Annotated in this window: 16 protein-coding genes; 12 read left to right on the top strand and 4 right to left on the bottom strand. The window is 43.4% G+C overall.

Annotated elements, in window-relative coordinates; translation table 11 throughout:
* Positions 1-68: 68 nt before the first annotated feature.
* The 3 genes from recN to V6M43_RS01650 all read right to left on the bottom strand — a co-directional run bounded on the left by recN (position 69) and on the right by V6M43_RS01650 (position 3,718).
* On the bottom strand, positions 69-1,724 hold the full coding sequence (recN, locus tag V6M43_RS01660) for a DNA repair protein RecN (RefSeq protein ID WP_332732308.1): 1,656 nt from the start codon (positions 1,722-1,724) through the stop codon (positions 69-71).
* A gap of 126 nt (positions 1,725-1,850) precedes the next feature.
* A complete protein-coding gene (locus tag V6M43_RS01655) occupies positions 1,851-2,606 on the bottom strand; it encodes a zinc ribbon domain-containing protein (protein WP_039131560.1) in 756 nt (251 codons plus the stop codon).
* 14 nt (positions 2,607-2,620) lie between these two features.
* Positions 2,621-3,718 carry a Nif3-like dinuclear metal center hexameric protein gene (locus tag V6M43_RS01650; RefSeq protein ID WP_332732307.1) on the bottom strand — a complete coding sequence of 366 codons (1,098 nt, stop codon included), beginning with the start codon at positions 3,716-3,718 and terminating at the stop codon, positions 2,621-2,623.
* 138 nt (positions 3,719-3,856) lie between these two features.
* On the opposite strand from V6M43_RS01650, the gene V6M43_RS01645 reads away from it, so the two are divergent.
* The 6 genes from V6M43_RS01645 to V6M43_RS01620 all read left to right on the top strand — a co-directional run bounded on the left by V6M43_RS01645 (position 3,857) and on the right by V6M43_RS01620 (position 12,263).
* Positions 3,857-5,389 carry a carboxypeptidase M32 gene (locus V6M43_RS01645; RefSeq protein ID WP_332732306.1) on the top strand — a complete coding sequence of 511 codons (1,533 nt, stop codon included), beginning with the start codon at positions 3,857-3,859 and terminating at the stop codon, positions 5,387-5,389.
* A complete protein-coding gene (locus V6M43_RS01640; RefSeq protein WP_332732305.1) occupies positions 5,386-5,793 on the top strand; it encodes a hypothetical protein in 408 nt (135 codons plus the stop codon). The genes V6M43_RS01645 and V6M43_RS01640 overlap by 4 nt, the downstream gene beginning before the upstream one ends.
* An 82-nt stretch (positions 5,794-5,875) precedes the next feature.
* Positions 5,876-10,231, top strand: coding sequence for a PKD domain-containing protein (locus tag V6M43_RS01635; RefSeq protein ID WP_332732304.1), 4,356 nt, complete (start codon positions 5,876-5,878; stop codon positions 10,229-10,231).
* 4 nt (positions 10,232-10,235) lie between these two features.
* The gene (locus V6M43_RS01630) at positions 10,236-11,276 is read left to right on the top strand and encodes a PorP/SprF family type IX secretion system membrane protein (protein WP_332732303.1); all 1,041 of its coding nucleotides are present in this window, start codon (positions 10,236-10,238) and stop codon (positions 11,274-11,276) included.
* Positions 11,277-11,337: 61 nt separating this feature from the next.
* Positions 11,338-11,808, top strand: coding sequence for a redoxin domain-containing protein (locus V6M43_RS01625; protein ID WP_332732302.1), 471 nt, complete (start codon positions 11,338-11,340; stop codon positions 11,806-11,808).
* Positions 11,809-11,933: 125 nt separating this feature from the next.
* Complete coding sequence (locus V6M43_RS01620; protein WP_082022131.1) at positions 11,934-12,263, top strand: T9SS type A sorting domain-containing protein; 330 nt, start codon at positions 11,934-11,936, stop codon at positions 12,261-12,263.
* 30 nt (positions 12,264-12,293) lie between these two features.
* On the opposite strand, the gene V6M43_RS01615 is transcribed toward V6M43_RS01620, so the two are convergent.
* Entirely contained in the window at positions 12,294-13,466 is a 1,173-nt protein-coding gene (locus V6M43_RS01615) for a class I SAM-dependent rRNA methyltransferase (RefSeq protein WP_332732301.1), read from the bottom strand.
* 181 nt (positions 13,467-13,647) lie between these two features.
* Between V6M43_RS01615 and V6M43_RS01610 the strand changes: the two genes are divergently transcribed.
* The 6 genes from V6M43_RS01610 (at position 13,648) to V6M43_RS01585 (ending at position 25,429) form a co-directional block, all read left to right on the top strand.
* The gene (locus V6M43_RS01610; protein WP_332732300.1) at positions 13,648-14,196 is read left to right on the top strand and encodes a nucleotide exchange factor GrpE; all 549 of its coding nucleotides are present in this window, start codon (positions 13,648-13,650) and stop codon (positions 14,194-14,196) included.
* A gap of 22 nt (positions 14,197-14,218) precedes the next feature.
* Positions 14,219-15,391 carry a molecular chaperone DnaJ gene (gene dnaJ, locus V6M43_RS01605; protein WP_332732299.1) on the top strand — a complete coding sequence of 391 codons (1,173 nt, stop codon included), beginning with the start codon at positions 14,219-14,221 and terminating at the stop codon, positions 15,389-15,391.
* A gap of 89 nt (positions 15,392-15,480) precedes the next feature.
* A complete protein-coding gene (locus tag V6M43_RS01600; RefSeq protein WP_332732298.1) occupies positions 15,481-16,071 on the top strand; it encodes an HD domain-containing protein in 591 nt (196 codons plus the stop codon).
* Between the two features lie 27 nt (positions 16,072-16,098).
* Positions 16,099-18,852, top strand: coding sequence for a hypothetical protein (locus V6M43_RS01595; RefSeq protein ID WP_332732297.1), 2,754 nt, complete (start codon positions 16,099-16,101; stop codon positions 18,850-18,852).
* 12 nt (positions 18,853-18,864) lie between these two features.
* A complete protein-coding gene (locus V6M43_RS01590) occupies positions 18,865-19,317 on the top strand; it encodes a Crp/Fnr family transcriptional regulator (RefSeq protein ID WP_332732296.1) in 453 nt (150 codons plus the stop codon).
* A 262-nt stretch (positions 19,318-19,579) separates the two neighbouring features.
* The gene (locus V6M43_RS01585; protein WP_332732295.1) at positions 19,580-25,429 is read left to right on the top strand and encodes a S8 family serine peptidase; all 5,850 of its coding nucleotides are present in this window, start codon (positions 19,580-19,582) and stop codon (positions 25,427-25,429) included.
* Positions 25,430-25,488: the final 59 nt, after the last annotated feature.

The following is a 25,488-nucleotide window of genomic DNA, read 5'->3' as shown; positions in this document are numbered from 1 at the left end:
TTATTTAAGATTGAGGGCCAAAGCTACTATTTCTGGGTTATCCATAGCGATCAGGCCAAAGTAAAATTTCAGTTCACCATCATCTCGCGGGCATTGTCCATGGCAGCCGTAGAAGGCTTATCACCTCCCAGCATTATGGCAATGGCCCTGATCCTCTCTTCCTCTGCCAGTACCCTGATCCTTGTTCTGACTGCCTTTGCAGCAGTATCTTTATACACCAGTAAATGCTGGTCGGCCTTGCCTGCAATCTGCGGCTGGTGGGTGATACATAGTATCTGACGGGCAGCGGAAAGTTCTTTCATAATGAGCGCAACCTGCCGGCTTGCCTCACCTGAAATGCCGGAATCAATCTCATCAAAGATCAGCGTGGGAAGATCCATTTTGCCTGCAACTAATGATTTTATACAAAGCATAAGCCTGCTTAATTCACCACCACTGGCCACTTTTCGTATGGGCGAAAACTGGTTGCTTTTGTTGGCATCGAATAGAAAATCTATTGTATCCGTTCCATGAATACCAGCATCGGCAGTTTCCAGTTGCACCTTTATCCTTGCATTCGGCATTCCAACCCTTGTAAGCAGATCATTAACCTGTTTTTCAAAGGGCTGGGTAAGTTTTTTCCGGGCTAGGCTTAATACCTGGGCATGCTGAAACATTTCATCAGCAGCTTGTTGCCTCTCCTTCTCAAGTTGGCTGATTGAATCTCCAAGTTGTTCAACAGCGGAGAGTTTTGCTGAAAGCTCATCCATGATTTCCAGCAGGGATGCGGTGGACTTTACACTATGTTTTTTCAGAAGCCGATAGCCGGTATTCAATCGCTCGTTGATCTGTTCAATCCTGGCAGCATCATAACCCATTTTATCTTGCAGGCGACCAGCCTCGGAGGCAACATCATCAAGTTCAACGTATACTGCCTGTATTCTTGTTGCCAGTTCACCCAGCTGAGGATGTTGTGAAGTATATGGTTGGAGCTGCTGGAGCAATTGCTTCATTATCTGAACTGTGGGCCTGTCCTGCCCCAGCAGTTGTTCATATACGTTAGAAAGTGCTGCTTTGATACCCTCCGCACTATTCAATAACTGTAACTCTGATTCCAGATTTTCTAACTCATTCTCTTTCAGGGCAGCCTCCTCCAGCTCATTGAAAAGAAACTGATGATAATCCATCTCCTTTGTTTCCCTGGAGCGGCGATCTGTAAGTATTGCAAGCTTATTATTTATTTCCAGCCATCCCTTGTAAGCCTTACGATATTTCTGAAGAACTGCTTCATTACCTGCCATTGCATCGATAACAGCCATCTGGAAACCGGATTCACCCAGTGAAACGGTGTCGAATTGCCGGTGCAGGTCAACAAGCTTACCACTCAACTCCTGCAACTGGTTAAGGGTAACAGGTGTATCATTTACAAAAGCCCTTGATTTTCCACTCACGGCTATCTCCCGCCGAATGACCAATTCAGCATTTACATCGAGGTCATTTTCCTGCAGAAACTTTGTTACTGCGTGTTTTCCAGAAGCGTAGAAAACGCCCTCCACGAAACATTTTTTTTCTTTATTTAATACAACATTACTATCCGCTCTCTCACCAAGAATAAGAGACAGGGCTCCCATCAGGATAGATTTACCAGCACCGGTTTCACCAGTGATTATATTCAACCCACCATGAAAAGAAATCACCAGCTCATCGATGATGGCGTAATTCTGTATATGCAACTCTTGTAACATCTGTTATAATGACCGGCAATTTAGGGAATAAATCAGGCAATCTTTTAAGGTGTATTCACGGAGAATACAGCTGCATAAAAAAAGCTACCCAAAAGGTAGCTTTTATAATATTTGAACACTAACGTATTACTTCACTTCAACACCGTCATTAAGCTCATTGTCAACCAGGATACGTCCGCAGTTTTCACAAACAATGATCTTCTTACGTTGCTTGATCTCGCTCTGGCGTTGGGGAGGAATAGCATTGAAGCAACCACCACAGGCATCGCGAAGAACCGGAACAACCGAAAGACCATTCCGGTAGTTATCCCTGATACGATCATATGAATGAAGAAGCCTCGCATCAACTTTCTCCCTTGCTTCTGCAGCAAGTTTGTTGAAATGCTTTTCCTCAGCTTCAGTAGTAGCGATGATCTTCTCGAGTTCATCTTTCTTATGCTTAAGAACACCTTCCTTTGAAGAAAGCGCTTTCTTTGCCTTATCCAGACCAACTACTTTCTCAGAGATCTCTTCATTAGCATCCTTAATATGTTTCTCTGCCAGCTTAACTTCAAGCTGCTGCATTTCGATTTCCTTATTGATGGCCTCAAACTCACGGCTGTTCTTCACGTTCGTGCTCTGCTTCTCGTACTTCTTGATCAAAGCTTCCGCTTCCTGGATAATTTCTTTCTTCTGATTGATAAATTCATTGATGCCATTGATCTCTTCCTCGATACGTGTCTGACGGGCATTCAGTCCCTGGATCTCATCTTCCAGGTCACTCACTTCCATGGGCAATTCTCCTTTCAGGATCTGGAATTCGTCGATCTTAGATTCGATCTTCTGTAACGCTACAAGTGAAACCAGTTTTTCTTCAACCGAAAAGTCTTTAACAGTTGCCATATTTGTTTTTGAGATTATATATAATAATTCACCGGGTTCGTCAACACCCCCGTTTTGAAGACGGCAAAGGTAGGAAATTTTTCCGCCAAAATATCATATAGGAGGTCTACTGTGAATTGCTCCGTTTCAAAATGGCCTACATCTGCGATCACCATCTGCCCATTAGCATCAAAAAATTCATGATACTTCATGTCACCTGTGATATATATATCCGCTTTCAATTGTAATGCCCTATTAACCAGGAAACTACCTGCCCCTCCGCAAACGGCGATCCGTCTGATCTTTTTGTTCCGCAATTCTGTATGCCGCACTACCGGTACGCGGAATAACTCCTTAAGCCTCCCAAGGAATTGCCGCTCTTCCATTTCTTCTCCAAGCTCTCCCATTATTCCTGAACCTACCCTATCCCATTGATTCTGAAGTTCTACCACGTCAAAAGCCACTTCTTCATAAGGATGGGAAGCTTTCAGCGCCGAAATTACCCCCCGCTCGAGGTAGGAAGGGAAGATCAGCTCCAGCCGACTCTCTTTTTCATAATGCCTGCTACCCTTCTGACCTGTATAAGGATCGGAACCTTCCCCTGCCAGGAAACTACCCTCTCCCTCGGCCTGGAAACTACATTCACCATAATTGCCGATGTGGCCGGCACCTGCAGCAAAAAGAGCATTCCTCACTATATCAACTTTATCGACTGGTACAAAACTGATCAGCTTCCTGAGTAAACCTGTTTTAGGAAGAATGATCTGCCTGTTCCTGAGTTCAAGCAGATCCGCGATCCGGCCATTTACCCCTTCCTTTACATTGTCAAGGTTAGTATGAATGGCATACAGGGCTATATCATTTTTTATGGAAGCTATAACTGCCTTTTCAACATAATTAGTTCCCGTTATCTTTTTTAATCCGCCGAAAATAATTGGATGGTGTGAAATCACCAGGTTGCAACCCCTCGCTTTTGCTTCCAACACCACCTCTTCAGTACCATCAAGCGAAATCAGGATACCTGTGCAATGCCAGGTTGCATCACCTGTAAGCAAGCCGATGTTGTCATAAGACTCCTTTAAAGAAGGAGGCGCAAATTGTTCCAATGCCTGGATGATCTCATGTATCTGCATAGTCCAAAGATAATTGGAGCTGGCTCAATATTTGTTAACTTTAATACCCTGCCCTACCGGATTTTTAAGGCATATTCAAAATGGCTAACCTACCAATATTGGCCAGATTCCTTAGATTGTGACCAGAATCACTAACCTATGAATGTTTCGGCGGTAACCGCATCTTTATATGAGCAGTATGTAAGTGAAATGCAGCAGATTGCGGATATCCGTTATTCAGCGGCTGTTTTACAGTGGGACCAGGAGACTTATATGCCTGCTGGTGGTGCTGATGCGCGCTCGAGGCAGATTGCCACTTTGAGTGAAATCGCTCATAACCGGTTCATTACAGATTCAATGGGCACCCTATTAAAATCTCTCTCTGAGCGGACCGACTTAAATGAAGAGCAGCAAAAAAATATCAGCCTTAGTCTTTACGATTATCAGCAACAGGTAAGACTTCCCGCTTCACATATCCGCGATCTGAGCGAAGCCTCATCTAGAGCCTTTCACAGCTGGATGGATGCACGCCGGTCAAATGATTTTTCTCTGTTTCAAGGATCACTCGAAACCCTGGTAGCGCTAAAAAAAGTGGAGGCTGATCTTCTTGGTTATGAAAACCATCCTTATAACGCCCTTTTAAATGAATATGAAAGGGGCGCAACCACCAGCTTATTGGATTCCGTTTTCTCTGAACTCCAGATACCATTAAAAAAATTACTTGAAAAGATCCGCCAATGCGAACAGGTGGATGACCGGTTCCTCAAGCAATATTATGCCGAGTCTGACCAATGGCAGTTCAGTCTTGCGTTGCTCGAAAGAATGGAATTTGATATGCAATCAGGCAGACAGGACAAGGCGGCCCATCCCTTCACCATAAATTTCAGCAGTAAGGATGTTCGGATCACCACCCGGATAGATGAACAGGATATTTCAAATATGACCTGGAGTACGATCCATGAATTGGGGCATGCTCATTATGAACAGGGATTGCCTGCCGGGCAATATGGGTTGCCGCTGGGTGAGTATGCATCACTGGGCATACATGAATCGCAATCAAGGTTATGGGAGAACAATATTGGTAGAAGCATGGCATGGTGCGAGCATTTCATGCCCCTGTTCCAGCAGCATTTCCCTTCACAACTGGGCGAAATCAGCGCTTCGAAATTTTACCGGGCACTAAATAAAGTAACACCTTCTCTGATTCGTACAGAAGCCGATGAACTGACCTATCATTTTCATGTGATCATCAGATATGAACTGGAGAAGGAACTTATTGGAGGCCAGCTTAATACAAAGGATATCCCTGATTTCTGGAACCAGAAATATTGGGAGTACCTGGGCATCAGGGTGCCGGATAATCGCCAGGGTTGTCTCCAGGATGTTCACTGGAGCCATGGAAGTTTTGGTTATTTTCCCACATATAGCCTTGGCAGCCTTTATGCGGCACAATTCTTTCATGCTGCTAAGGGGGCTGTTCCTGACCTGGAAGAGCAGATCAGATCTGGCAATTTCAGGGATTTGCTGACCTGGTTAAACCAAAGCATTCATCGCCATGGCCGTAGATTCAACAGTGAAGAACTCTGCAAGCAACTCTGTGGAGAGGGAATAAACATCAATTATTTCATGCAATATTCAACTGATAAATACCGTTTTATATACGGTTTTCAAACTGAGGAGGGTGTATTATGAGAAAACTATACTGGGTGATAATGGCCTGTGTGCTGGTAATTTCCTGCAAAAAGGCAATAGAAGAGAAGAAGGAAGACATTGTGCTAGACGCCATGACTAATGGTCAATGGTATGTTTTCTCCTTCAAAAATGGTGATACTGATATAACAACTGATTTTGCACCCTACACATTCCAGTTTTACCGCGATGGCAAAGTCAGTGGCTTTACAAGCTCCACTGAAGAAAAGGGAACATGGGCTGGTGATCCAAATGCAATGACGATCACTTCCAATTTCCCCACTGCTGCCGATCCGGTTAAGATGCTGAATGCAGTTTGGAAGATCACTAATAACTCCTGGGATTATGTAATAGCAGAAAATTCCGCCTCCGGCGTTACCAGGCTATTACATCTAAAAAAGAAATGATCCCGGAAGGCAGATGAAACCCGATTTAATCCGACTACCTTTTGAAAACAAGTTGCTTACTGATTTAACACAAAACAGCTTGTTGAGAAAGATCCATACTACCTTTTTTCTGATCCTGCTCATGGCGGGGTTCAATGTGGCGTACAGCCAGAAACCTGTGCCCAATTTCACGGCCTCAACAACAAGTGGCTGTGCTACACTTACCGTTAGTTTCAGAGATCAGTCTACCAATAATCCAACCAAATGGTACTGGCAGTTCAGTCACGACCAGGGATTAGTGGCCGACCAGATCTCACAGGCACAGAATCCAACCATCAGTTTTGGCACTCCCGGAAAATATACCGTTACACTGGTTGCAGAAAATGCATCGGGTCCTGAAAGGATCATTAAGGCTGGCTTAATAGATGTATTCCCCTCAGCGCGAATTGGCTTCAATGCCGACAGGAGAATTGCCTGTTCTCCAGCCACTATTCGATTTACGGATGGTAGTACCATACCAAACGGTGCGTCCATTACGAGCTGGCTATGGAATTTTGGGGATGGTGGCACAAGCACTCAAAGAAACCCAACTTATACCTATACTAATCTTGGATATTATAATGTTACCCTCACTGTTACCACCTCAAGTGGTTGTACAGTAACTGCATCGGCAGACCGGTTCATCCGGGTGATTGGAGGGGTGAAACCAAACTTTGATTTCAGCCGCTCACAAGACTGTAGTTCTCCTGTGAGTGTGAATTTTATTAACCAGACTGTTGCGCCGGGAGTTTTGCAGCATCAATGGACACTGGGCAACAACACCACTTCAACGGATAAAAATCCTGTTACAAGCTATAATTCACCAGGAACTTATAATGTTAAACTGGTTACCAGCAGTAGCTATGGTTGCAGGGATAGCATTACCAAACCCATCGTTTTCAATACAACAACAACTGATTTTAATACAGTTGGTTCAGTTTGCGTAGGAAGGGATATCAGCTTTACCAATGCAAGTACTCCCAGTCCCGTGTCTTCCCTTTGGGATTTTGGTGATGGCACCAGTTCCAGAGAAATTAATCCATTGAAAACATTTACGACTCCTGGAGTATATACAGTGACGCTTACAAATAATTATGCTGAATGTACAGGAACAGTAACGAAAAATATTACGGTAACAACTTCCCCAACAATTGATTTCACTGCTGATAAAACGGGTGGTTGCCAGGTACCGGTAACCATCAGGTTCACTGATCCGGAAACAAATTCTACCGGTTGGTTATGGGATTTCGGAGACGGGGGAATATCCAATGAAAAAAATCCAACCCATACATATACAACAGCAGGAAATTATACTGTCACCTTATCATTGATTACAGCAGCCGGATGCCCGGCAACTGTTGTTAAAACAAATTTCATTCGCATTGCCGAACCCGGTCCACTCGTAATTAGCGGGATACCAGCAGGTGGTTGTGTGCCCTTTACCATTAATCCAACTGCGGCATTTGCTGGCGGGAATGATCCAATTACAAGTTATCAATGGAATCTTGGTTCAGGTGGAACCAGTACCAGTGCCACACCTTCCTTCACCTTCTCCACACCTGGAACTTATAATCTTACGCTACGTGTAACCACAGCAAATGGCTGCACCAAAGACACAACTATTAATGCCGCCGTTAAGGCAGGTACAAAACCAACAGTGGATTTCAGTATTGATAAAACCACCGGATGTGCCGGTGATGAATATAATTTCACCTCTCTTGCAACGCCAGCCGATGAATGGATCTGGAATTTCGGCGACGGTGCATCATCCTCAGATGAAAATCCTTCGCATAAATATTTAGATACAGGATTATTAACTGTTCAATTGATCGCTTTCAATAATGGCTGTAGTGATACACTTACAAAAGCAGACTTTGTAACCATAGAAGCTCCAGTGGCACTTTTTGAGCCAATCATTGATTGTAACAACAGGCTTCGGGTACAATTTGACAATACATCCATTACAGACGCATCACATGGTGTAACTACCTATTTCTGGGATTTCGGAAACGGACAAACTTCAACTGCTGAAGATCCGGTTATGACCTATTCCGGGTATAGAAAATATACCGTGAAACTTGTTGCAACAGATCCCATATGTAGCTATGAACGTGAAGTGGAACTAAATCTTTTTGAACTGGCAAATGACTTTACCGTTAACAAAACATCTATATGCAGGGGAGAAAGGTTCCGCCTGAGTTTTACTGGTCTTGATCCTTCCCTGGTGGAATCCTACAGTTGGAGGATTGGATCAGGTGTTGCAGCTGCAGGTTCAAATAATTATGATACCAGTATCAATGTAAATGGCAGCTATGATGTTACGCTCACTATCGTTGATATTTATGGATGTACTCTTACACGAACAAAGACCGGACTGATAAACATTGTTGGTGCAGATGCAGACTTTACTGTAGTAAATGATGGTGGATGCGTCAACAGCCAGATCACAATTACGGATGCGTCAACTCCACCGGCAAGCATCACACAGTGGACATACATATTCGGAGATGGTACAGCGGAAACGTATACCAGCTCACCTATCACACATGTATATGCGAACCCGGGCATCTATAATATAAAGCTTACCACCCGCGATAATTTTGGTTGTATTGATACCCTTACAAAAATAGCAGCTGCTACAGTAAGCCAGCCACGCACAAACTTTAGCGCTGCCGATACAGTTTATTGTCCGGAGACACCGCTACAATTCAGTGACTCCACCCTGGGATCAAACCTGACCTACCTGTGGGATTTTGGTGATGGCGGAAGCTCCACACAAAAAGACCCACTGCACAGTTATGCAAAAAAGGATACTGTTTATACCGTTAAACTTTTGACAGTTGATCGTTTTGGATGCCGTGATTCTGTCACTAAAACAAATTATATCCGGATCGTTTCACCCAAAGCTGCCTTCAGTGCGTTTGATACCGCATCCATTTGTCCTCTGCTTGAAGCCAAGTTTATAAGCGAGTCAATAAATTATGACTCACTATACTGGAATTTCGGTGACGGAAATACTTCAACACTGCCTTCAACCAGTAATTTCTATGAGACCTTCGGACGCTACACGGTAACGCATTATGCACGGGGAGTAGGAGGATGTGTTGATTCTGCCACCGCAATCGTGAATGTTTATAATCCCTCTTCCACACTTGGCTTTACCTATGGCCCACTGGAAGCATGTAACCAGCTTGAAGTTACATTCAATATTAACCCTCCACCCGGAACGAGGTTTCACATAAACTTTGGAGATGGTACAAGAGACACATCAGGTGCAACTACCCTAACACATACCTATACCCGCCCTAATACATATACTCCAACTGTAACATTGTTTGATAACCTCGATTGTATTGCCAATGTTGGTGGAAGGCAACGCATACTTGTAAAAGGTGTTTTGCCTGTATTTGGAATGAACCAGGATCGCTTCTGTGACACCGGCATGGTAAGATTTACTGACTTCAGTATTGGAAACGATTCCATCACCAGCAGAAACTGGAATTTCAATGATGGCAATACCAGCACGGATACTGATCCTACTCACTTTTTCGCGGCAGCAGGCACCTATTATGTTACCCAAACAGTAACTACTATAACAGGTTGTTCAGCAACCTATATGGATACTGTACGAGTATATACAACACCGGTACCATTGATTGTAGGTCCCACAGAAGTATGTGTCAATGATGCAGTTCCATTCAATGCAACAACGGTAGTACCCGACTCACTTACTTTCTGGCAATGGAATTATGGCAATGGCCAATCGTCGCAGCAGCAAACAATTCTTGGCAAATTCAGCAGTCCGGGTACGGTGAATTTCCAACTGAAAGCTACCAATGAGATAGGATGTACAAACGATACAGCAATGGATGTTATCGTATGGCCATTACCGGTAATCACCCTTGACCCCGAAGCAACAATAGTGGTGGGAACCGGTCTTAACATGCCAGTAAGTTATAGTCCCAATGTAAATACATGGACCTGGACCCCTGATTATAATTTAAGTTGTACCAATTGTCCCGTGCCTTTTGCAAATCCACAATTCACAACCACTTATAATGTTGCGGTTATTGATTCAAATAATTGTAAAGCAACGGCAGGCATAATTGTAAAGGTAATTTGCGTGGACAAGAATTATTTTATTCCCAACACTTTCAGTCCGAATAATGACGGCGTCAATGACAGATTTTATCCCCGTGGTACCGCTATTGATAAGATACAATCCATGCGCATCTTCAATCGCTGGGGAGAACTTGTATTTGAGAGAAGAAACTTTCCTGCCAATTCGCAGTCAGATGGCTGGGATGGAAGAATCAGGGGCAATGTGGCGGCCATGGATGCCTATGTTTATATTATCGAAGTTATCTGTGATAATGGAGAGATTATACCAATTAAAGGAAATGTAACGTTGATCCGATAAGACCATGAAAAATCTTGTAATCAATATTGTTCAATTCCTGCTGATGGCATGCATAACACTTGCAGGCGGAAGTGCATATGCGCAGGATATTCATTTCTCACAGTTTTATGAAGCCCCCCTCCTTAGAAATCCTTCCCTGGCAGGAATCTTCACTGGCGATATAAGGGCGCAACTGGTATATCGCGATCAATGGAACAGCTTTACCAATGCATACAGGAGCGGATCATTCAATGCTGAGTATAAAATGCCAGTGGGCATTGGTGATGATTTCATTACTGCGGGAGTTCAATTATTATTTGACAGGGCCGGAACAGCTGCATTAACATCCAGCCATTTTTTACCTGCTGTCAATTATCACAAAAGCCTGAGCACAGAAAAAAATATGTACCTGTCGGTTGGGTTCATGGGGGGATTAGTACAACGGCGGATAGACCGTTCGAAGATCACAACTGATAACCAGTTTGTGGGAGGAGCCTATAATCCGGCAGTGGCTGATGGAGAGTCTTTTGCCAATGCAAACTTCAGTTATATTGATGGAAGTGTTGGAGCCAGTTTCAATACCAGCTTTGGCCCTGAAATGAAGAATAATCTATTTGTGGGGCTGGCATATCATCATCTGAACAAACCTCGTAACTCTTTCTACAGGAATGCAACAGAAGCATTGTATCCCAAATGGGTGGCATCTGGCGGTGTAAGATTCGATGTAAATGAGCAGGCATTCTTTAACCTCCAGGCAGATTATTCAAAGCAGGGCCCCGCAAGCGAAACAATTGGTGGGGCAATGTATGGTTATAGAATTGGCGACCCTGCAAACCCTGATTATACTATTTATTTTGGTGGTTTCCTTCGCCTGAAGGATGCACTCATACCGGCAGTTAAGATCGACTATGATCCATTCTCCATTGGCGTCAGTTATGATGTGAATGTGTCACAATTGAAAACCGCCAGCCAGGGAAGGGGTGGTTTTGAACTATCGGTTACCTATATCGGATTTGTGAACCGCTATAATTCTTCAAAATTCAAGATCTTCTGTCCCCGATTCTGATCAGGTAAATTTTCTTAACTATTTTTTGCCCGGCTTGTTATGATGCAAAGAAATAGTTTCCATGAAAATAAGTAAAGGACAAAAAGCGCCCGAATTCAGTTTGTTTGATTCAGCAAAAAACAAGGTAAGCCTGGCTGACCAGAAGGGTAAGAATATAGTATTGTTATTTTTCCCGCTCGCTTTTACAAGCGTGTGCACCACGGAACTTTGTAATGTTCGTGATAATATTGCCTTCTACAATAATACCAACGCCCAGGTATATGGCATAAGTGTGGATTCCGTTTATTCACTAGCAAAATATAAAGAAGAACAAAAACTGAATTTCCCGTTGCTGAGTGATTTCAACAAGGAAGTATCTGCAGCATATGACTCCCTGATGGAAACTTTTGCCTTTGAAATGAAAGGGGTTTCAAAAAGATCGGCTTTTGTAATTGATAAGGAGGGCGTCATCCAATATGCTGAGATCCTTGATAATGTAGGTGAACTGCCAGATTTTAACGCAATCCGTCAGACACTTGATAATTTAAACTAATATTCTGTTAGAATTTTCATAAGGGTCGGGATATTTACCGGCCTTTCTTTAATTTCAGGTGTGGATTGTAACTTTGAAGAAAATAGAATATCTTGTTTAAGCGTTATAACCATACAAATACGCCAATGAGGATAATATTTACACTATCCATTTTATTGTTTTTGTACACAGGAGGGGTTGCACAATCCCGCCTGCCGGTTAATAATACACCGGCAATACGCTTTTACCCTAACCCTGCAATCAGCCAGATAACATTTGATTTCCCCCGCCAATTCGAACGCAATTACACTTTCCAGATATATAATTTTCTTGGCAAGAAAGTATTTGAACAAAAGAATATAACCCCTAAAACTACGGTTGAATTAACCCAGTATTATCGAGGGGTCTATATATTCCAGCTACGTGATAAAACCGGGAAGGTTGTAGAATCCGGTCGCTTCCAGGTTGCCCGCTAACACAAAATCTTCCCTCCTGCTAAGCTATTATTAAAGCACCTGAACGATCAGGAATTTGAGGTAATGCGTGTTTTCTAATCCCCATACAATAGGATGGTCGCTGGCCTGGGTCTGGTATACAACCTGCCTTAATGTTCTTTTAGCATCATAAGCAGCCATCTGAATGATTTCCAGAAACAGTTCGGGCTGGATCAGGTTGGTACAGGAGGTGGTTACTAAAAATCCCCCTGGTTTAACCAGTTTCATTCCCCTCAGATTGATCTCTTTATACCCGGTAATGGCCTTTTGAATGTTTTCCCTGCTCTTGGTGAATGCGGGGGGATCAAGCATCACCACATCATACTGACGCCCATCCTTGCTCCATTGTTTTAATACATCAAAGGCATTGACCACCTGAAAGCTACACCTGTCAGAATAGCCATTAAGAGAGGCATTGGCATTGGCCTGCTCTACTGCCGAAGGAGAAATATCCAGTCCCACCACTGATTTTGCCCCATAATGCGCCGCGTGGATCTCAAATGTGCCGGTATAGGTAAAAGCTCCCAATACATCCGCATCCTTAACAATATGGCGGATGGCACGACGGTTATCCTGCTGGTCGAGGAAGTAGCCTGTTTTCTGGCCATTTTCAATATCTACCCTGAACTTAAGTCCATTTTCGTTGATGATGATGGTGGTATCAAAAGGTTCAGATAAAAACCCTTTTAGCTGAGGAAGTCCTTCTAATTCCCGAACCGGCACATCGTTTCTTTCATATATTCCCTTAGGTGAAAAGATGGTATTCAGCGCCTTCACTATGGCTGGCTTCCAGATATCCATTCCCAATGCCAGTGTCTGTAAAACAAAATAATCATTGAATTTATCGATGATAAGTGCCGGGAGGAAATCAGCTTCCCCAAAAATGAGACGACAGTTTTCTGTATAACCAATTTGCTGACGATAATTCCATGCTGACCGAATCCTTTCCAGGAAAAAGTTTTCGTCAATCTGTTCATTTTTATTTCGGGTTAACAGTCTTACAATTATCTGGGATTTAGGGTTTGCATAACCCCTGCCGATGAATCTCCCATCATGTGTGAGCAGCTCCACGATATCACCCCCATCCAATGGTCCCTCTACCTTACCTACTTCATTGCCGAATACCCAGGGGTGGCCATTCTCAACACGCCTGCTAACTTTCTTTTTAAGAAAAACTTTTGTCATGCCGGCAAAGGTAAGGTGTAGACCGGCTGGGAGAGAAGACAAAATGTCCCTAAATAAAGCTCTGGCAAAAAAATTGCCCCTTATACAATCATCTTAAATGAAAGCTGAACCAGTACTAAAAAAGCCAACTTTCCGTCAAAAATGGCAAAATGTACTAGGTTTGCTGCCAATTTGTTCAATTATGGAAGAGAAAGATTTAAAAGAAACAACCGACTTTGATATCAACGCGGATAGTGATGTACCCGGCACCAGCCATTTGAATGAACCGGTTAAGGAATCAGGTGAATTGGAGAAGCTGGAGATGGAATTGTCTGATATGAAAGATAAGTATCTCAGGCAGGTGGCTGAATTTGACAACTTCAGAAAACGCACCGCCAAAGAAAGGCTGGAGCTTATCCAGACTGCCGGAAAGGAAGTGATCGGCCAGTTGCTGGAAGTGCTGGATGATGCTGACCGTGCTCAGAAGCAATTGGAATCCAATGCTGATATAGCCTCTTTCAAAGATGGCAGCATATTAATATTCAATAAGTTAAGAAATATCCTGCACTCCCGGGGATTGAAACAAATGGAAAGTATCGGGACCGATTTTGATGCAGATAAGCATGAAGCCATAACCGAGATTCCGGCTCCCCAGGAAGGTCTTAAGGGAAAAGTTCTGGACGAGGTGGAAAAAGGCTATCTGTTGAATGAAAAGATCATCCGTTTTGCCAAAGTGGTGGTAGGTAAGTAACAAGCACAAGTATAACAATCTGATGTCAACGAAAAGAGATTATTACGAAATACTGGGGGTAGAGAAAACAGCATCGGCAGATGAAATAAAGAAAGCCTACCGTAAAGTAGCCATGCAGTTTCACCCAGATAGAAATCCGGGTGATAAAGCTGCGGAAGAGAAATTCAAGGAGGCTGCTGAAGCCTATGAAATATTGAGTGATGCAGATAAGAGATCACAATATGATCGCTATGGTCACGCGGGAGTAGGGAACGGCGCCAGGGGTTTTGGAGGCCAGGGCAATATGAACATGGATGATATTTTCAGCCAGTTCGGTGATATTTTCGGCGATGATATTTTCGGCTCCTTCTTTGGAGGTGCCGCTGGTGGCGGAAGAGCAAGGGGCGGTGGAAGGGCCCGTGGTGTTCGCGGAAGCAACCTTCGGGTAAAACTGAAGTTGAACTTTGAAGAAATAGCCAAGGGCGTTTCTAAAAGCATCAAGGTAAAAAAATATGTGGTCTGCAATACCTGTTCAGGATCAGGTGCAAAAGATAAGGGCAGCGTTCAGACCTGTTCAACCTGTTCCGGAAGCGGCCAGGTCAAGAAGGTTACCAATACATTCCTGGGTCAGATGCAAACTGTTACTACCTGCCCTACCTGTAATGGTGAGGGCACCACTATTACCGCCAAATGCGGAAGCTGTAAAGGTGAAGGCAGAACCTATGGCGAAGAAACAGTAACCATCGATATTCCTGCCGGCGTGCAGGAAGGCATGCAACTTAATGTAAGCGGAAGAGGTAACGCCGGAGAAAGAGGTGGGATGGCGGGCGACTTAATCGTCCTTATTGAGGAAGAACAGCATAAAGAGCTTCAGCGCGATGGGTTGAATGTGGCTTATGACCTTCATATATCCATTCCTGATGCCGTTTTTGGTATCCAGATAGAAGTACCAACCATTGATGGAAGGGCTAAGATCAAAGTGCCGGCGGGTACACAAAGTGGTAAGATCTTCAGATTGAAGGGAAAGGGATTCCCAGCTGTAAACAGTTACGAGAAGGGCGATCAGCTTATACATATTAATGTATGGACTCCTCAGCACCTAAGCGCCGAAGAGAAGGCTATCATGGAAAAATTGCAGCATTCGGGCAACTTTAAACCTAACCCCGATAAGAATGAAAGAAGTTTCTTCGAAAAAGTAAGGGAAATATTCTCCTGATAAAATAGAGCCGCTTTTGAAAATAGCGGCTTTTTTTATTATATTTCGTTCAGGTTAGCAATTCATAAAAATATGTAATCCTGGCTTCCATGACTGAAACCGGCTTTTTGGCCCTAAAAGAAAAGATCATTGCCCGACTATCGGAAGGGCTTGATAAGAGGCTTACCTATCACAACCTGGCTCATACATTAGATGTATTGGAGCAGGCTGAAAGAATCGCTATTGAAGAAAAAATATCCGACCCGAAAGCATTGTTGCTTGTAAAGCTTGCCGCTTTGTATCATGACACGGGCTTTCTTGATACCTATAAAGGGCATGAAGAAAGATCCTGTGAAATTATGCTGCATGACCTTGGAGGTAATTCATTAACAACAGGAGATCTTGACAGAATTAGTGGGATGATAATGGCAACAAAGATCCCTCAAAATCCTGCCAACCTGATGGAAGAGGTTATCTGCGATGCAGACCTGGATTACCTTGGACGAGACGATTTTCCGCCTATCAGCAATAATCTGAAAAAAGAATTTCTTGTATTTGGTGTTATTAAAGAAGAAAAAGATTGGGATCCATTGCAAATAGGCTTTTTTGAAAAGCACCATTATTTCACAGCCAGTTCACGAATGATCCGACAACCCCGGAAAATGGATTTTCTGAAAAGTCTGAAGGCTTCAGGAAAATAACAGAAACCACTAAATCCCTACCGGCTTATGCGTACCAACCGATTTTGGTTGAATGTCCTTAATGTGCACACCAGTGAATGGTGGATCGTCAAAAAATTATTCTGGCTCCAGTTCTTCCAGGGTGCTGGCATCTCCTTTTTCTTTACGGCCGAATTCGCGCGCTTCCTTGAAAGATTTCCGGTTTATGAATTGCCCTGGGTGATGGTACTCTCTTCTGTACTTCTCTGGTTAACCGGATTGATCTACAGCTACTATGAGCATAAGCTGAATTTTGCACGCTTCAATGAAGGGATCATCATCTTTATGGCCGCCAGTATGTTGCTCGTAAGGGTGGGATCAAATGTTTTTACCGGCGACTGGTTTTATTATTTCAGTCTGGCCTGGTTCTATGTACTATATCTATTAAACAATCTTGAATTCTGGGGAATAGCCTCCCGCCTATTTGATATCAGGCAGAGCAAGCGATTGTTCGGTGTGATCAGTTCAGGCGATATCCCTGCAAAGTTCATAGGATATACCCTTGCCCTGATCTTTGTTCCTTATACCGGAACCCTCAACCTCCTGTTACTGGGTGTGGTCAGTATGCTTGTATCAATCCCTTTCTTCAGGAGCATCTCAAAATCAGAGCATCGCCATTTTGCCCATGCACATCCAAAGCAAAGGGTGCATCATTCCTCCAACACTATACAAACCTTAATGCAGAGTTTTGTAAGCTCTGTCATGATCAGGCGTATTGCCATGATATCCATGCTGGCATCAGCCTGTATCATCCTGGTAAACTATGGACTCTATGCCAACGTTAAAGATGCCTACAGTGATGATGTTGAGCTGGCTAAGTTCATAGCTATGTTCATGGCGGGACTAAGAATCATTGCCCTGATCACGAAAACGATCTTCACCAGCAGGTTAACAGAAGCGATAGGTGTGAGATCATCTCTTTTTATTACTCCTGTAATTCTGATACTGCTCACACTCATGAACCTCTTTGCCAATTGGATGAGCTCAGATGAAAAACAGATCTTTTATCTTTTCGGTGCAACTTCTATTGCCATTGATGTATTACGAACATCCATAAATTCTCCAGTTCTGTTAACTATCATGCAACCCCTCCCAACGCATGAAAGATTAAGGGCGCACAATATCATTAAAGGCATCATGGATCCCTTCGCCACCTTGTTTTGCGGCATTATATTACTTGTGTTTTTCAAAATGCAGCAGGAGGTAAACCTGATCACCATCTGCTATACGCTGATCGTGCTTGCAGTTCTCTGGATCATCGGAATAAAATGGGTTAACAAGGAATATCTGAATATGCTGATCAGCACTATTTCAAGCAGGTTTTTCAGCCAGGAAGAATTTTCGCTGAATGATCCGGAAATGCTCCAAAAGATCAAGGATAAAATTACCAATGGTTCTGACCAGGAAGTACTTAGCATATTGAATATGGTAGCCAGCAAACAGAATCCCATTTCAGAAGAATTGCTAGGCTATTTTCTCTCCCACCCATCAGAAGCGGTTAAGCTTGAAACTGTAAAGCTTATCGGATTGAAGCAGATAGTGCCCTTACAGCACCAGTTAGAAACATTATTGCAAGAAACAAAAAATGAAACGGTAAAGCTGGAAGTAGTGAATGCCATCTGCAGTATAGCGGAAGACCACCAGACCATTTCACCATATCTACATAACCAGGATGGTGCAGTCAGGAAGGCAGCCCTAACAGGCATGCTCACCAACAAGAATAAGACTATCCATTCAGAAGCTGAGCAGGAGCTGGAAAGGTTACTTACAAGTAATGAAAGAATGGAGATCGATTCGGGCCTCCAGATCTTATACACTACAAGAAATGTATATGATCACCCCGCGCATGCAGCATTGATCAGGGGAAAAGAAGTCCCAGAACTGGCAGCAGTTGCGATACGTGCCATTGGAACAGCAGCAACTGATGAATCGCTGCAAGCCTTGCTCTCACATTTACCAAAACATGAGAAACCGGTTATCGCCGCTTTGCTCAGAGCAGGTCCGAAGGCAGTAGGGCATATTGAAAATTATATAGATAAACACCGTCCCGGTTTTTCCCTTAGCGAGCAGTTGGTAACTGTACTCGGCAAGATCGGTACTTCGGAATCCAAGCTCCTGTTAAGTAAATACCTGGGGCAGGAATCACTTTTACTTCCAGTTATTATCAAGGCGCTATACCGAAGTAAATTCAAAGCCACCAATGAATCCAGGCAAACAATGGAAGATCTTGCCCGTGCCTATACCCGCTATGGAGCAGAACTGCTTCATATGCAACTTGCCCTCAACCGGAAACATATTCCATCTGAATTGTTATCCAATGCCATAAAAATTGAACTGCATGAAATCAGGGAGTTACTCCTTTGCTTATTCGGATGTATGTATGACCGGGAAAAGATCAATAAGGTCAGGAACAGCTTTCTTTCCAATCAAAAAGAATCAATAGCCAATGCAATGGAATTGATTGAAGTGACCGTAAGGAAAGATATCGCCAGATATTTCAATATCCTGTTTGAAAACACCGGAATACAGGAAAGATGCAATGCCCTTCGCCAACTGTTTACAGAAAAAGAATACACGAATATTGACCAGATAATGGGCAGGATACTCACGGAGAGGCCTATCCGTTACCAGGATTGGACCAAGGCCTGTTCATTATATATATCGCGTAAATATGGAATCCGCGTTGATCACCTGCTATTCAGGAAGTACATTGATTCTGAGAGCCAGCTATTACAGGAAACAGCGCGGTATGCACTCGCTTAAACAAATGCAATTATGATTACATCCACTGATAGATTATTATTAATAGAAAAAGTCCTTATCCTTAAGGCGCTTTCTATTTTCAGTGAAACGCCGGAAAACATCCTGGCCGACCTCGCGCCACTCATGCAGGAGGAGGAATTTGAAAAAGATACCGTCATATTTGAGGAAGGAGAGATTGGTGATTGCATGTTCATTATCCACCGTGGACAGGTGAAGATTCATAAGGGGATCACAACACTTGCGATCCTTGATGAAAAAGAGGTATTCGGAGAGCTATCCCTCCTTGATGCAGAAACCCGCTCAGCAAGTGCTACGGCCTATGCGGACTGCACTTTATTCCGGATAGACCAGGAGCCCTTTTATGAGCTACTGGATACCCGTCCTGAAGTGGCCAGGGGCTTCATTAAAATCCTCTGTCAGCGCCTCCGGGCCCAGAATGAAAAGTCCATTTTATCGAATAGTTGAAATATTACTTATGTCAACCATTGATTATAAACATTAAAATACTTAACTTTCGAGATCGAACCCCCACCCTAATCCATTCCTATCAATACGTAGAATCTATTTACCCGCTTTTTATTGACGGATCGAACCTGGTATTAAAAATTTGCTCACGATTGTTGCAAGACGCCTAACTGCAATGGCACCCTGATTTCCGGAACCGACGCCGACTATCATCTGGTGCCCATTAAGGTTGTGTGCCTTGACAATCTTAATGAACCTAACAATGAAAAAGCCTTTCCTAAGGGTATGTAATTTTGCCTTCCTTTTATTATTCTTATCAGTTTCTTCAGTTGTGGTGGCACAAACACAAACACTGAACCGGAATCAATTTGTTATGTTCGGAGTGGAAAGTGTGCAGATCAGCACTTCCAATACCATTTCCGGAGGCGCTGTCGGTAGTACAAAAATGGTGAAGTCCACGGGTAATGTACTATTTACGGGTAGCCTTCACAGTGATGGAAGAATAGAACTGGCAAATGGTAACATTGTGAATGGTGTTGTTACTGCCGCAAACAAAGCTGGTGCGTCGGGCAATATTCTGCAGACAGGCTCCGGCGCCGCTTTTGGAGGAAATCTTGTAGTAAATGGTGACATTTTTATCAGTGCAGGAACCGTTAGCGGAACCGTGTACCAGCCTGCTGGCGCACAATACAGCGGTCCAAGTAAAGTACCGGAATTGCTTATTGACCAGTTACCGGTTCTGCCAGCACTCCCTCCCTTTATTCAATTTACTGGGGGTGCAGGAAATATAACCAATAACAGGACGCTTGAGCCTAATGATGTCAATGGCTATGGTAACATTAACCTGTCTGGTAACAAAACCATAAGGTTCAATGGCCCTGGAGTATATAAGATCAAGTCAATAAATCTTACCAATACCAACCGATTCATTTTTGACTTCAACGGATCAACTACCGGCAAGTTCATTATCCAGGTAGAAGGAAATATGCTATTAAGCAAGGTGGCTACAAGTTTTGAAGAAGGTCCGGCAGGTTCTACCAACGCTAGTGTTGCCACAAGAATATATACAGAGGTGCATGGTTCGGGTGATGCAAGCGGAAACAGCTTTCTGATAGCAAACGGATCAAGTTCAACACAATCGCGCTGGCTCGGTACTGTTTGGGCGCCGAATGGTTCAATCACTATAGGATCAGGCACCGGCAATACTGATCTGACAGGAGCACTCTGGAGTGGTAAAAATGTGATGATCAACAGTGGTGTTAATGTGGTTCACTCACCGTTGGTTAGTAATTGTGAAAATGCAACAATAGATGCCGGGTCAGATGCCAATATTGCATGTGATCAGCTTTCCATTCAATTAAATGGAAGCTCTACTAATATTCCTAATCCATCCTATACTTGGAGTACACCCACTGGTAATATCATAACCGATCCAAACCAGGCTACTATTACCGTTACTACAGCGGGAACATATACATTGACTGTAAGCAATGACGAGTGTAGTTTCACAGATGTGGTAAAAGTAACATCTTGTGTTAATGATGCAGTTGATGAGAACCCTTTCAAAGTGTTTACGATCGTTAATGCCAATCTCACACAACTGGTTGCGGATCCTACTTACGGTGAGGGACAGGGTATTTTCCAGTTCGATCCCAATAATAGCGGGCGTGTATTAATTGATGCTATTCTTCAGTCTGACAATATAAGTGCTGCAACAAATCACCTTGCAATAAATGGCTTTGACCAAACGGAGATCTCGAATAATCCATCCTTCTACAGGATCACCGGATTCTATGAGATCAGCAAATTGCTTGAACTGAACGGACACCCTGAATTTTTCAAAGAGGTTCGTCAAACTGTTGCACCATTTGGTCTTGCTGTTGGTGATGGCGGACTGTATAAAACAGGTGGTGATAGTAGTATGGGTGCCAGGTCGGCCCGCGCAGGATATACCATCACAGGTGCAAAATTCAAAAACCAGGCAGGTGCCGAACAGGATATTAAGATCGGGGTATTATCGGATAGTTACAACATGCTCGATCGGGTAATAAATAAGACCAGTTACCTGGGAACGCCTGTTGCAGCTGATATAGCGGAGGGTGATCTTCCTGCAGGTAATATGCCAGGTGGTGGAGTAGAGCTACCTGATGGTGATTTCCCATTCCCCTTCCAAACATCAGATGAAGGCAGGGCGATGTTGCAAATCATTCATGAAGTTGCGCCTGGTGCAAAGCTCGCATTCAGGACAGGATTTGTTTCTGAAAGCGATATGGCAGAAGGAATACGCCGGTTGAAAGAAATCAACTGTAATATTATTGTTGATGACATCACCCATGCAACGGCACCTTTTTACAGGGAAGGACTTATAAGCAAGGCCATTAAAGAAGTTACATCCCAGGGTGTGTTGTATTTCACATCCGCTGGAAACTTTGGCAGCAAATCCTATGAGGGAAAATTCTCTCCATCGGCTATTCCGGATGGAGGAGTGATACCATTAACAGGAGGTCAGCCGCTACAAAAACTCTTCCTTAAAGGAAGAGGAGTAAGTGATTATATGCTCATACTTCAGTGGGATGATGATTTCTATTCTGCTGGTGAAGTAGATGGAGCAGACTACGACCTTGACGTTTATCTGACCGATTATACAGGTAAGAATATCCTCGGCTATAACAGGGTCAACACTGGTTCCGATCCATTGGAAATTTTTCCTTTCAGGGTATCGGATGCAACTACTGCATATCTTAAGATCGTGAAGGCGAGTGGTCCGGATGCAGGTGCGGATGTAAGTTTTAAATATATCCTCTTCAGGGGCAATGTAGAAATAGAAGGCAACCCGAATGCTACTACTATTATTGGTCATGCCAATATACCGGAAGCATTTTCAGTGGGTGCGGTTCAATATAATCTTACACCGGCCTATGGTGTTACCAATGTTCAGGTTGAACCGTTCTCCTCATGGGGAGGTCCTATCAATGGCATCTCCACTAACAAGCCTGATTTTGTTGCGCCTGATGGTGTTAATACCAGTGTAAGCCTGGGCAACCGTCCATTGCTGGATAAAGACGGCCAGCCATTTGTAGATCCTGAAGCGCCATTGAATGCTGATGGCACTCCACGATACAACAGTTTCTTTGGAACCTCCGCGGCAGCACCGCATGCTGCTGCACTTTCAGCACTGTTGCTGGAAACAAGACATAAGTTCAATCCCAGCCGTGAGGCCTTTAATTACAATGAGGTAAGGGAAGTGTTTCAATCCACAGCACTTGACTTTACCAATGATGGAAGTGATTATGATGTCAAGAGTGGAAATGGTATGTTAGATGCATACCAGGCTTTGTTAACCGAAGCCAATCCAAAACCTGTCATAACGGAAGTTATTTCCTTAACATCATCTACTACCCCTGACCAGAAAGTTGAGATAACTGTTTTGGTGGAAGGCAACTACCTGGTGGAAGGTTCACAACTGGAGATTGATGGCGTGAAGTATCCAACAACAGTTGATCTTGTCAACAAGACCTTAACTGCAATTGTAGATCCTTTTGAGGGTAACCCCGAAGTGCGGGTTTGCAATCCATCAATAAGTGAGACGGGAACTGATGGACAATGTTCCAATGTTATCAACCTGCTTGATGCAGCCAGAACGCCGATCACCGTCAGGGCCAAATCATATACCAAAAAGTTTGGTGCACCAATACCCACCTCTTTTGAATATGAATTGCTAATTGGGGATGATGAAAATCCGGTGGATCTCAGTCAGCCACTTCCTGATGGACTTACATTACGTGATCTTGGGCTGACTAAACCTGGGCCTAACGCTGGTGATCCTGATGTAAGTACCGTATTATTGACCACAGCTGCAACCGCCTTAAGTCCATCCGGTACACCTGTTTCTATACAGGTTAATATTGAAGGATTTGAAAATGGTGTTCCATTAGACCTGGTTAAAAAATATGACTATAAAATTATAAATGGCATTATCGCCATAGAAAAACTGAAGGTTAAAATTCAGCCGGAAGACCAGGTGATAACTTATGGTGAAGACCTTAAGCCCGTCCAGTTTAAATACAGTACAGAGGTAGATGTTGATCAATCTATAATTGAGAATATCAGGGCTGAACATAATCTCTATATGGCCAATGGCTATGCGCTTGCAAAAGAACTTGACCTTACAAATCTCAGCAACCTGGCCACCCTTTCAACCGTCACATTCGAAAATGGCGTGGTAAGGGCAAATGGCGTAGTGAGGGCAAATGGCGTGGTCAGAGCGAATATTGTTGCGGAGTCATTTTATGAATATCTGAACCGTATTGCAAATGGAGTGGTGAGAGCCAACGGCATACCATATGAGAATGGTGTGGTAAGGGCAAATACCACTAATGGTGTGGTTAGAGCAAATGCTATTGTAAATGCTGATGCAATTATTAATGGTTTTGTGATCGTTGATAATATTCCGGTATCGGGCAGCGGCATCACACCAAATGGTGTAACAAGGGCCAATGGTGTTGTAAGGGCCAATTATATCAACTTCACTACCGACGCAAACGGGGTGGTAAGAGCTAATGTAGTTATAGACAATGCAGCTTATCCTTTCGCCAATATAAGCCTGGCGCCTGATCTGAACGGTGTTGTCAGAGCTAACGTTGTGCCTGACCTTAACTCACAAATAGAAAATGGTGTGGTAAGGGCAAATGGTGAACCTGTTGTAAACAGTGCACTATTTGATGGAATATCCAATTCAGGTGTTGTTGTGATTCTTGATGAATCAGATATTGCACGTGGCTATGTTGAAGGGTATATCTCCATCAACACAATTACCGGTCTTACTGTTACCAACAATGACAACCCGCACAGTATCATTCCAGGTGCTTACCTGCCGGTTGCCAGCGGAAACTATATCATTGAATATGAGCCGGGTGATCTTACAGTCAACAAAGCACCATTAACAGTTACAGCGGAGAACAAGGGCATACAGTATGGTAATGAGGTCACACTTACTTCAACAGTGTCTGGTTATGTGAAAAACCAGGAAACAGATGTTGATGATGATATCTCCATTTTTGGTGAAGCAGGAATAACCCATGAAGTGCGGAAAGCGGATAATACTATTGTTACAGGCCCCATTTATCCTGTTGGCAGTTACAGTATCAGGTCAATATTTACAGACCCTGCCAACTATGAAGTAACAAGGATCAATGGAACCCTCAATGTGGGTAAAAAGGATCTGATAGTAACCATGGGATCACCGGTTTACTACTTTACAGTAGGCCAGCCAGTTCCTGTTTTCAGTTCAACTACAGATCCGGCAGGTGTAGTATCAAATGACCTTTATACCATACGGAACAGCAATAATGCAATTGTATCTGCCAATAATTTAACGGCGGGTGTTTATTCTGTATTCCGCAATATCAACAGTACAAACCTGGTGGACTTTAATAGTTATAACATAATAGGAACGCCATCTGCATTGTATGTGAATCCAAGTGGAGGAAATACCAAAGCAATCAGGCCTGTTCTGGTTTGTATCGAGCCACTTGAGAATCCGGTTGATGGTTTAACTTTCAGGGCCAGATATGCCTACGAGAACCTCAACAAAACAATCATCTATGTGCCGTTGGGTGAAGAAAACCAGATCATTCTTTCTCCAGGTGCAGAAAAAAGTGGTAATCCACCTGAACTCTTCCTGCCTGGAACGCATGAATTCTATATCCTGTTCAATGGTACCAAGATAACCTGGCTTATCAGTTCTGTTGAGAAGAATAAGAAATCATCTTCATCCAGTGAGGCTAGTTCCACTTCCAACAAGTGTAACAGTAATGGTCCGATCACACTTGCTGCCAGTTCAAGGGCTGTGCCAGTGGAAGTAACCGGAGGGGCATCAATATTCCCCAACCCTGCAAGTTCACAATTGATGATAGTGGGCGATTTCAGCAAGGTTACCGAAAGGGATGTAATAGTAGTTGATGTGCTGGGTCGCCAGGTCAGACCTGCATCAATACGGAAACAGTCATCTCAGCGAATGATATTTGATATAGGTAATCTATCCAATAGTCAATATTTCATTCGGATAAATGGATCCTCAGGCGGTCAGGTGTTCAAATTCATTAAACAATAAGCACCAAACTATCCTGATATAAGAAAGAATGGAGGATTACCTCCATTCTTTCTTTGTTT

The sequence above is a fragment of the Flavihumibacter sp. genome, assembly GCF_036676075.1.
Lineage (GTDB): Bacteria > Bacteroidota > Bacteroidia > Chitinophagales > Chitinophagaceae > Flavihumibacter.
This window is presented reverse-complemented; position numbering and strand designations above follow the sequence as displayed.

Excerpts from the sequence above, each read along its gene's own strand:
- recN (WP_332732308.1), bottom strand. The coding sequence starts at position 1,724 with ATGTTACAAGAGTTGCATATACAGAATTACGCCATCATCGATGAGCTG.
- V6M43_RS01655 (WP_039131560.1), bottom strand. The coding sequence starts at position 2,606 with ATGGCAACTGTTAAAGACTTTTCGGTTGAAGAAAAACTGGTTTCACTT.
- V6M43_RS01650 (WP_332732307.1), bottom strand. The coding sequence starts at position 3,718 with ATGCAGATACATGAGATCATCCAGGCATTGGAACAATTTGCGCCTCCT.
- V6M43_RS01645 (WP_332732306.1), top strand. The coding sequence starts at position 3,857 with ATGAATGTTTCGGCGGTAACCGCATCTTTATATGAGCAGTATGTAAGT.
- V6M43_RS01640 (WP_332732305.1), top strand. The coding sequence starts at position 5,386 with ATGAGAAAACTATACTGGGTGATAATGGCCTGTGTGCTGGTAATTTCC.
- V6M43_RS01630 (WP_332732303.1), top strand. The coding sequence starts at position 10,236 with ATGAAAAATCTTGTAATCAATATTGTTCAATTCCTGCTGATGGCATGC.
- V6M43_RS01625 (WP_332732302.1), top strand. The coding sequence starts at position 11,338 with ATGAAAATAAGTAAAGGACAAAAAGCGCCCGAATTCAGTTTGTTTGAT.
- V6M43_RS01620 (WP_082022131.1), top strand. The coding sequence starts at position 11,934 with ATGAGGATAATATTTACACTATCCATTTTATTGTTTTTGTACACAGGA.
- V6M43_RS01615 (WP_332732301.1), bottom strand. The coding sequence starts at position 13,466 with ATGACAAAAGTTTTTCTTAAAAAGAAAGTTAGCAGGCGTGTTGAGAAT.
- V6M43_RS01610 (WP_332732300.1), top strand. The coding sequence starts at position 13,648 with ATGGAAGAGAAAGATTTAAAAGAAACAACCGACTTTGATATCAACGCG.
- dnaJ (WP_332732299.1), top strand. The coding sequence starts at position 14,219 with ATGTCAACGAAAAGAGATTATTACGAAATACTGGGGGTAGAGAAAACA.
- V6M43_RS01600 (WP_332732298.1), top strand. The coding sequence starts at position 15,481 with ATGACTGAAACCGGCTTTTTGGCCCTAAAAGAAAAGATCATTGCCCGA.
- V6M43_RS01595 (WP_332732297.1), top strand. The coding sequence starts at position 16,099 with ATGCGTACCAACCGATTTTGGTTGAATGTCCTTAATGTGCACACCAGT.
- V6M43_RS01590 (WP_332732296.1), top strand. The coding sequence starts at position 18,865 with ATGATTACATCCACTGATAGATTATTATTAATAGAAAAAGTCCTTATC.
- V6M43_RS01585 (WP_332732295.1), top strand. The coding sequence starts at position 19,580 with ATGAAAAAGCCTTTCCTAAGGGTATGTAATTTTGCCTTCCTTTTATTA.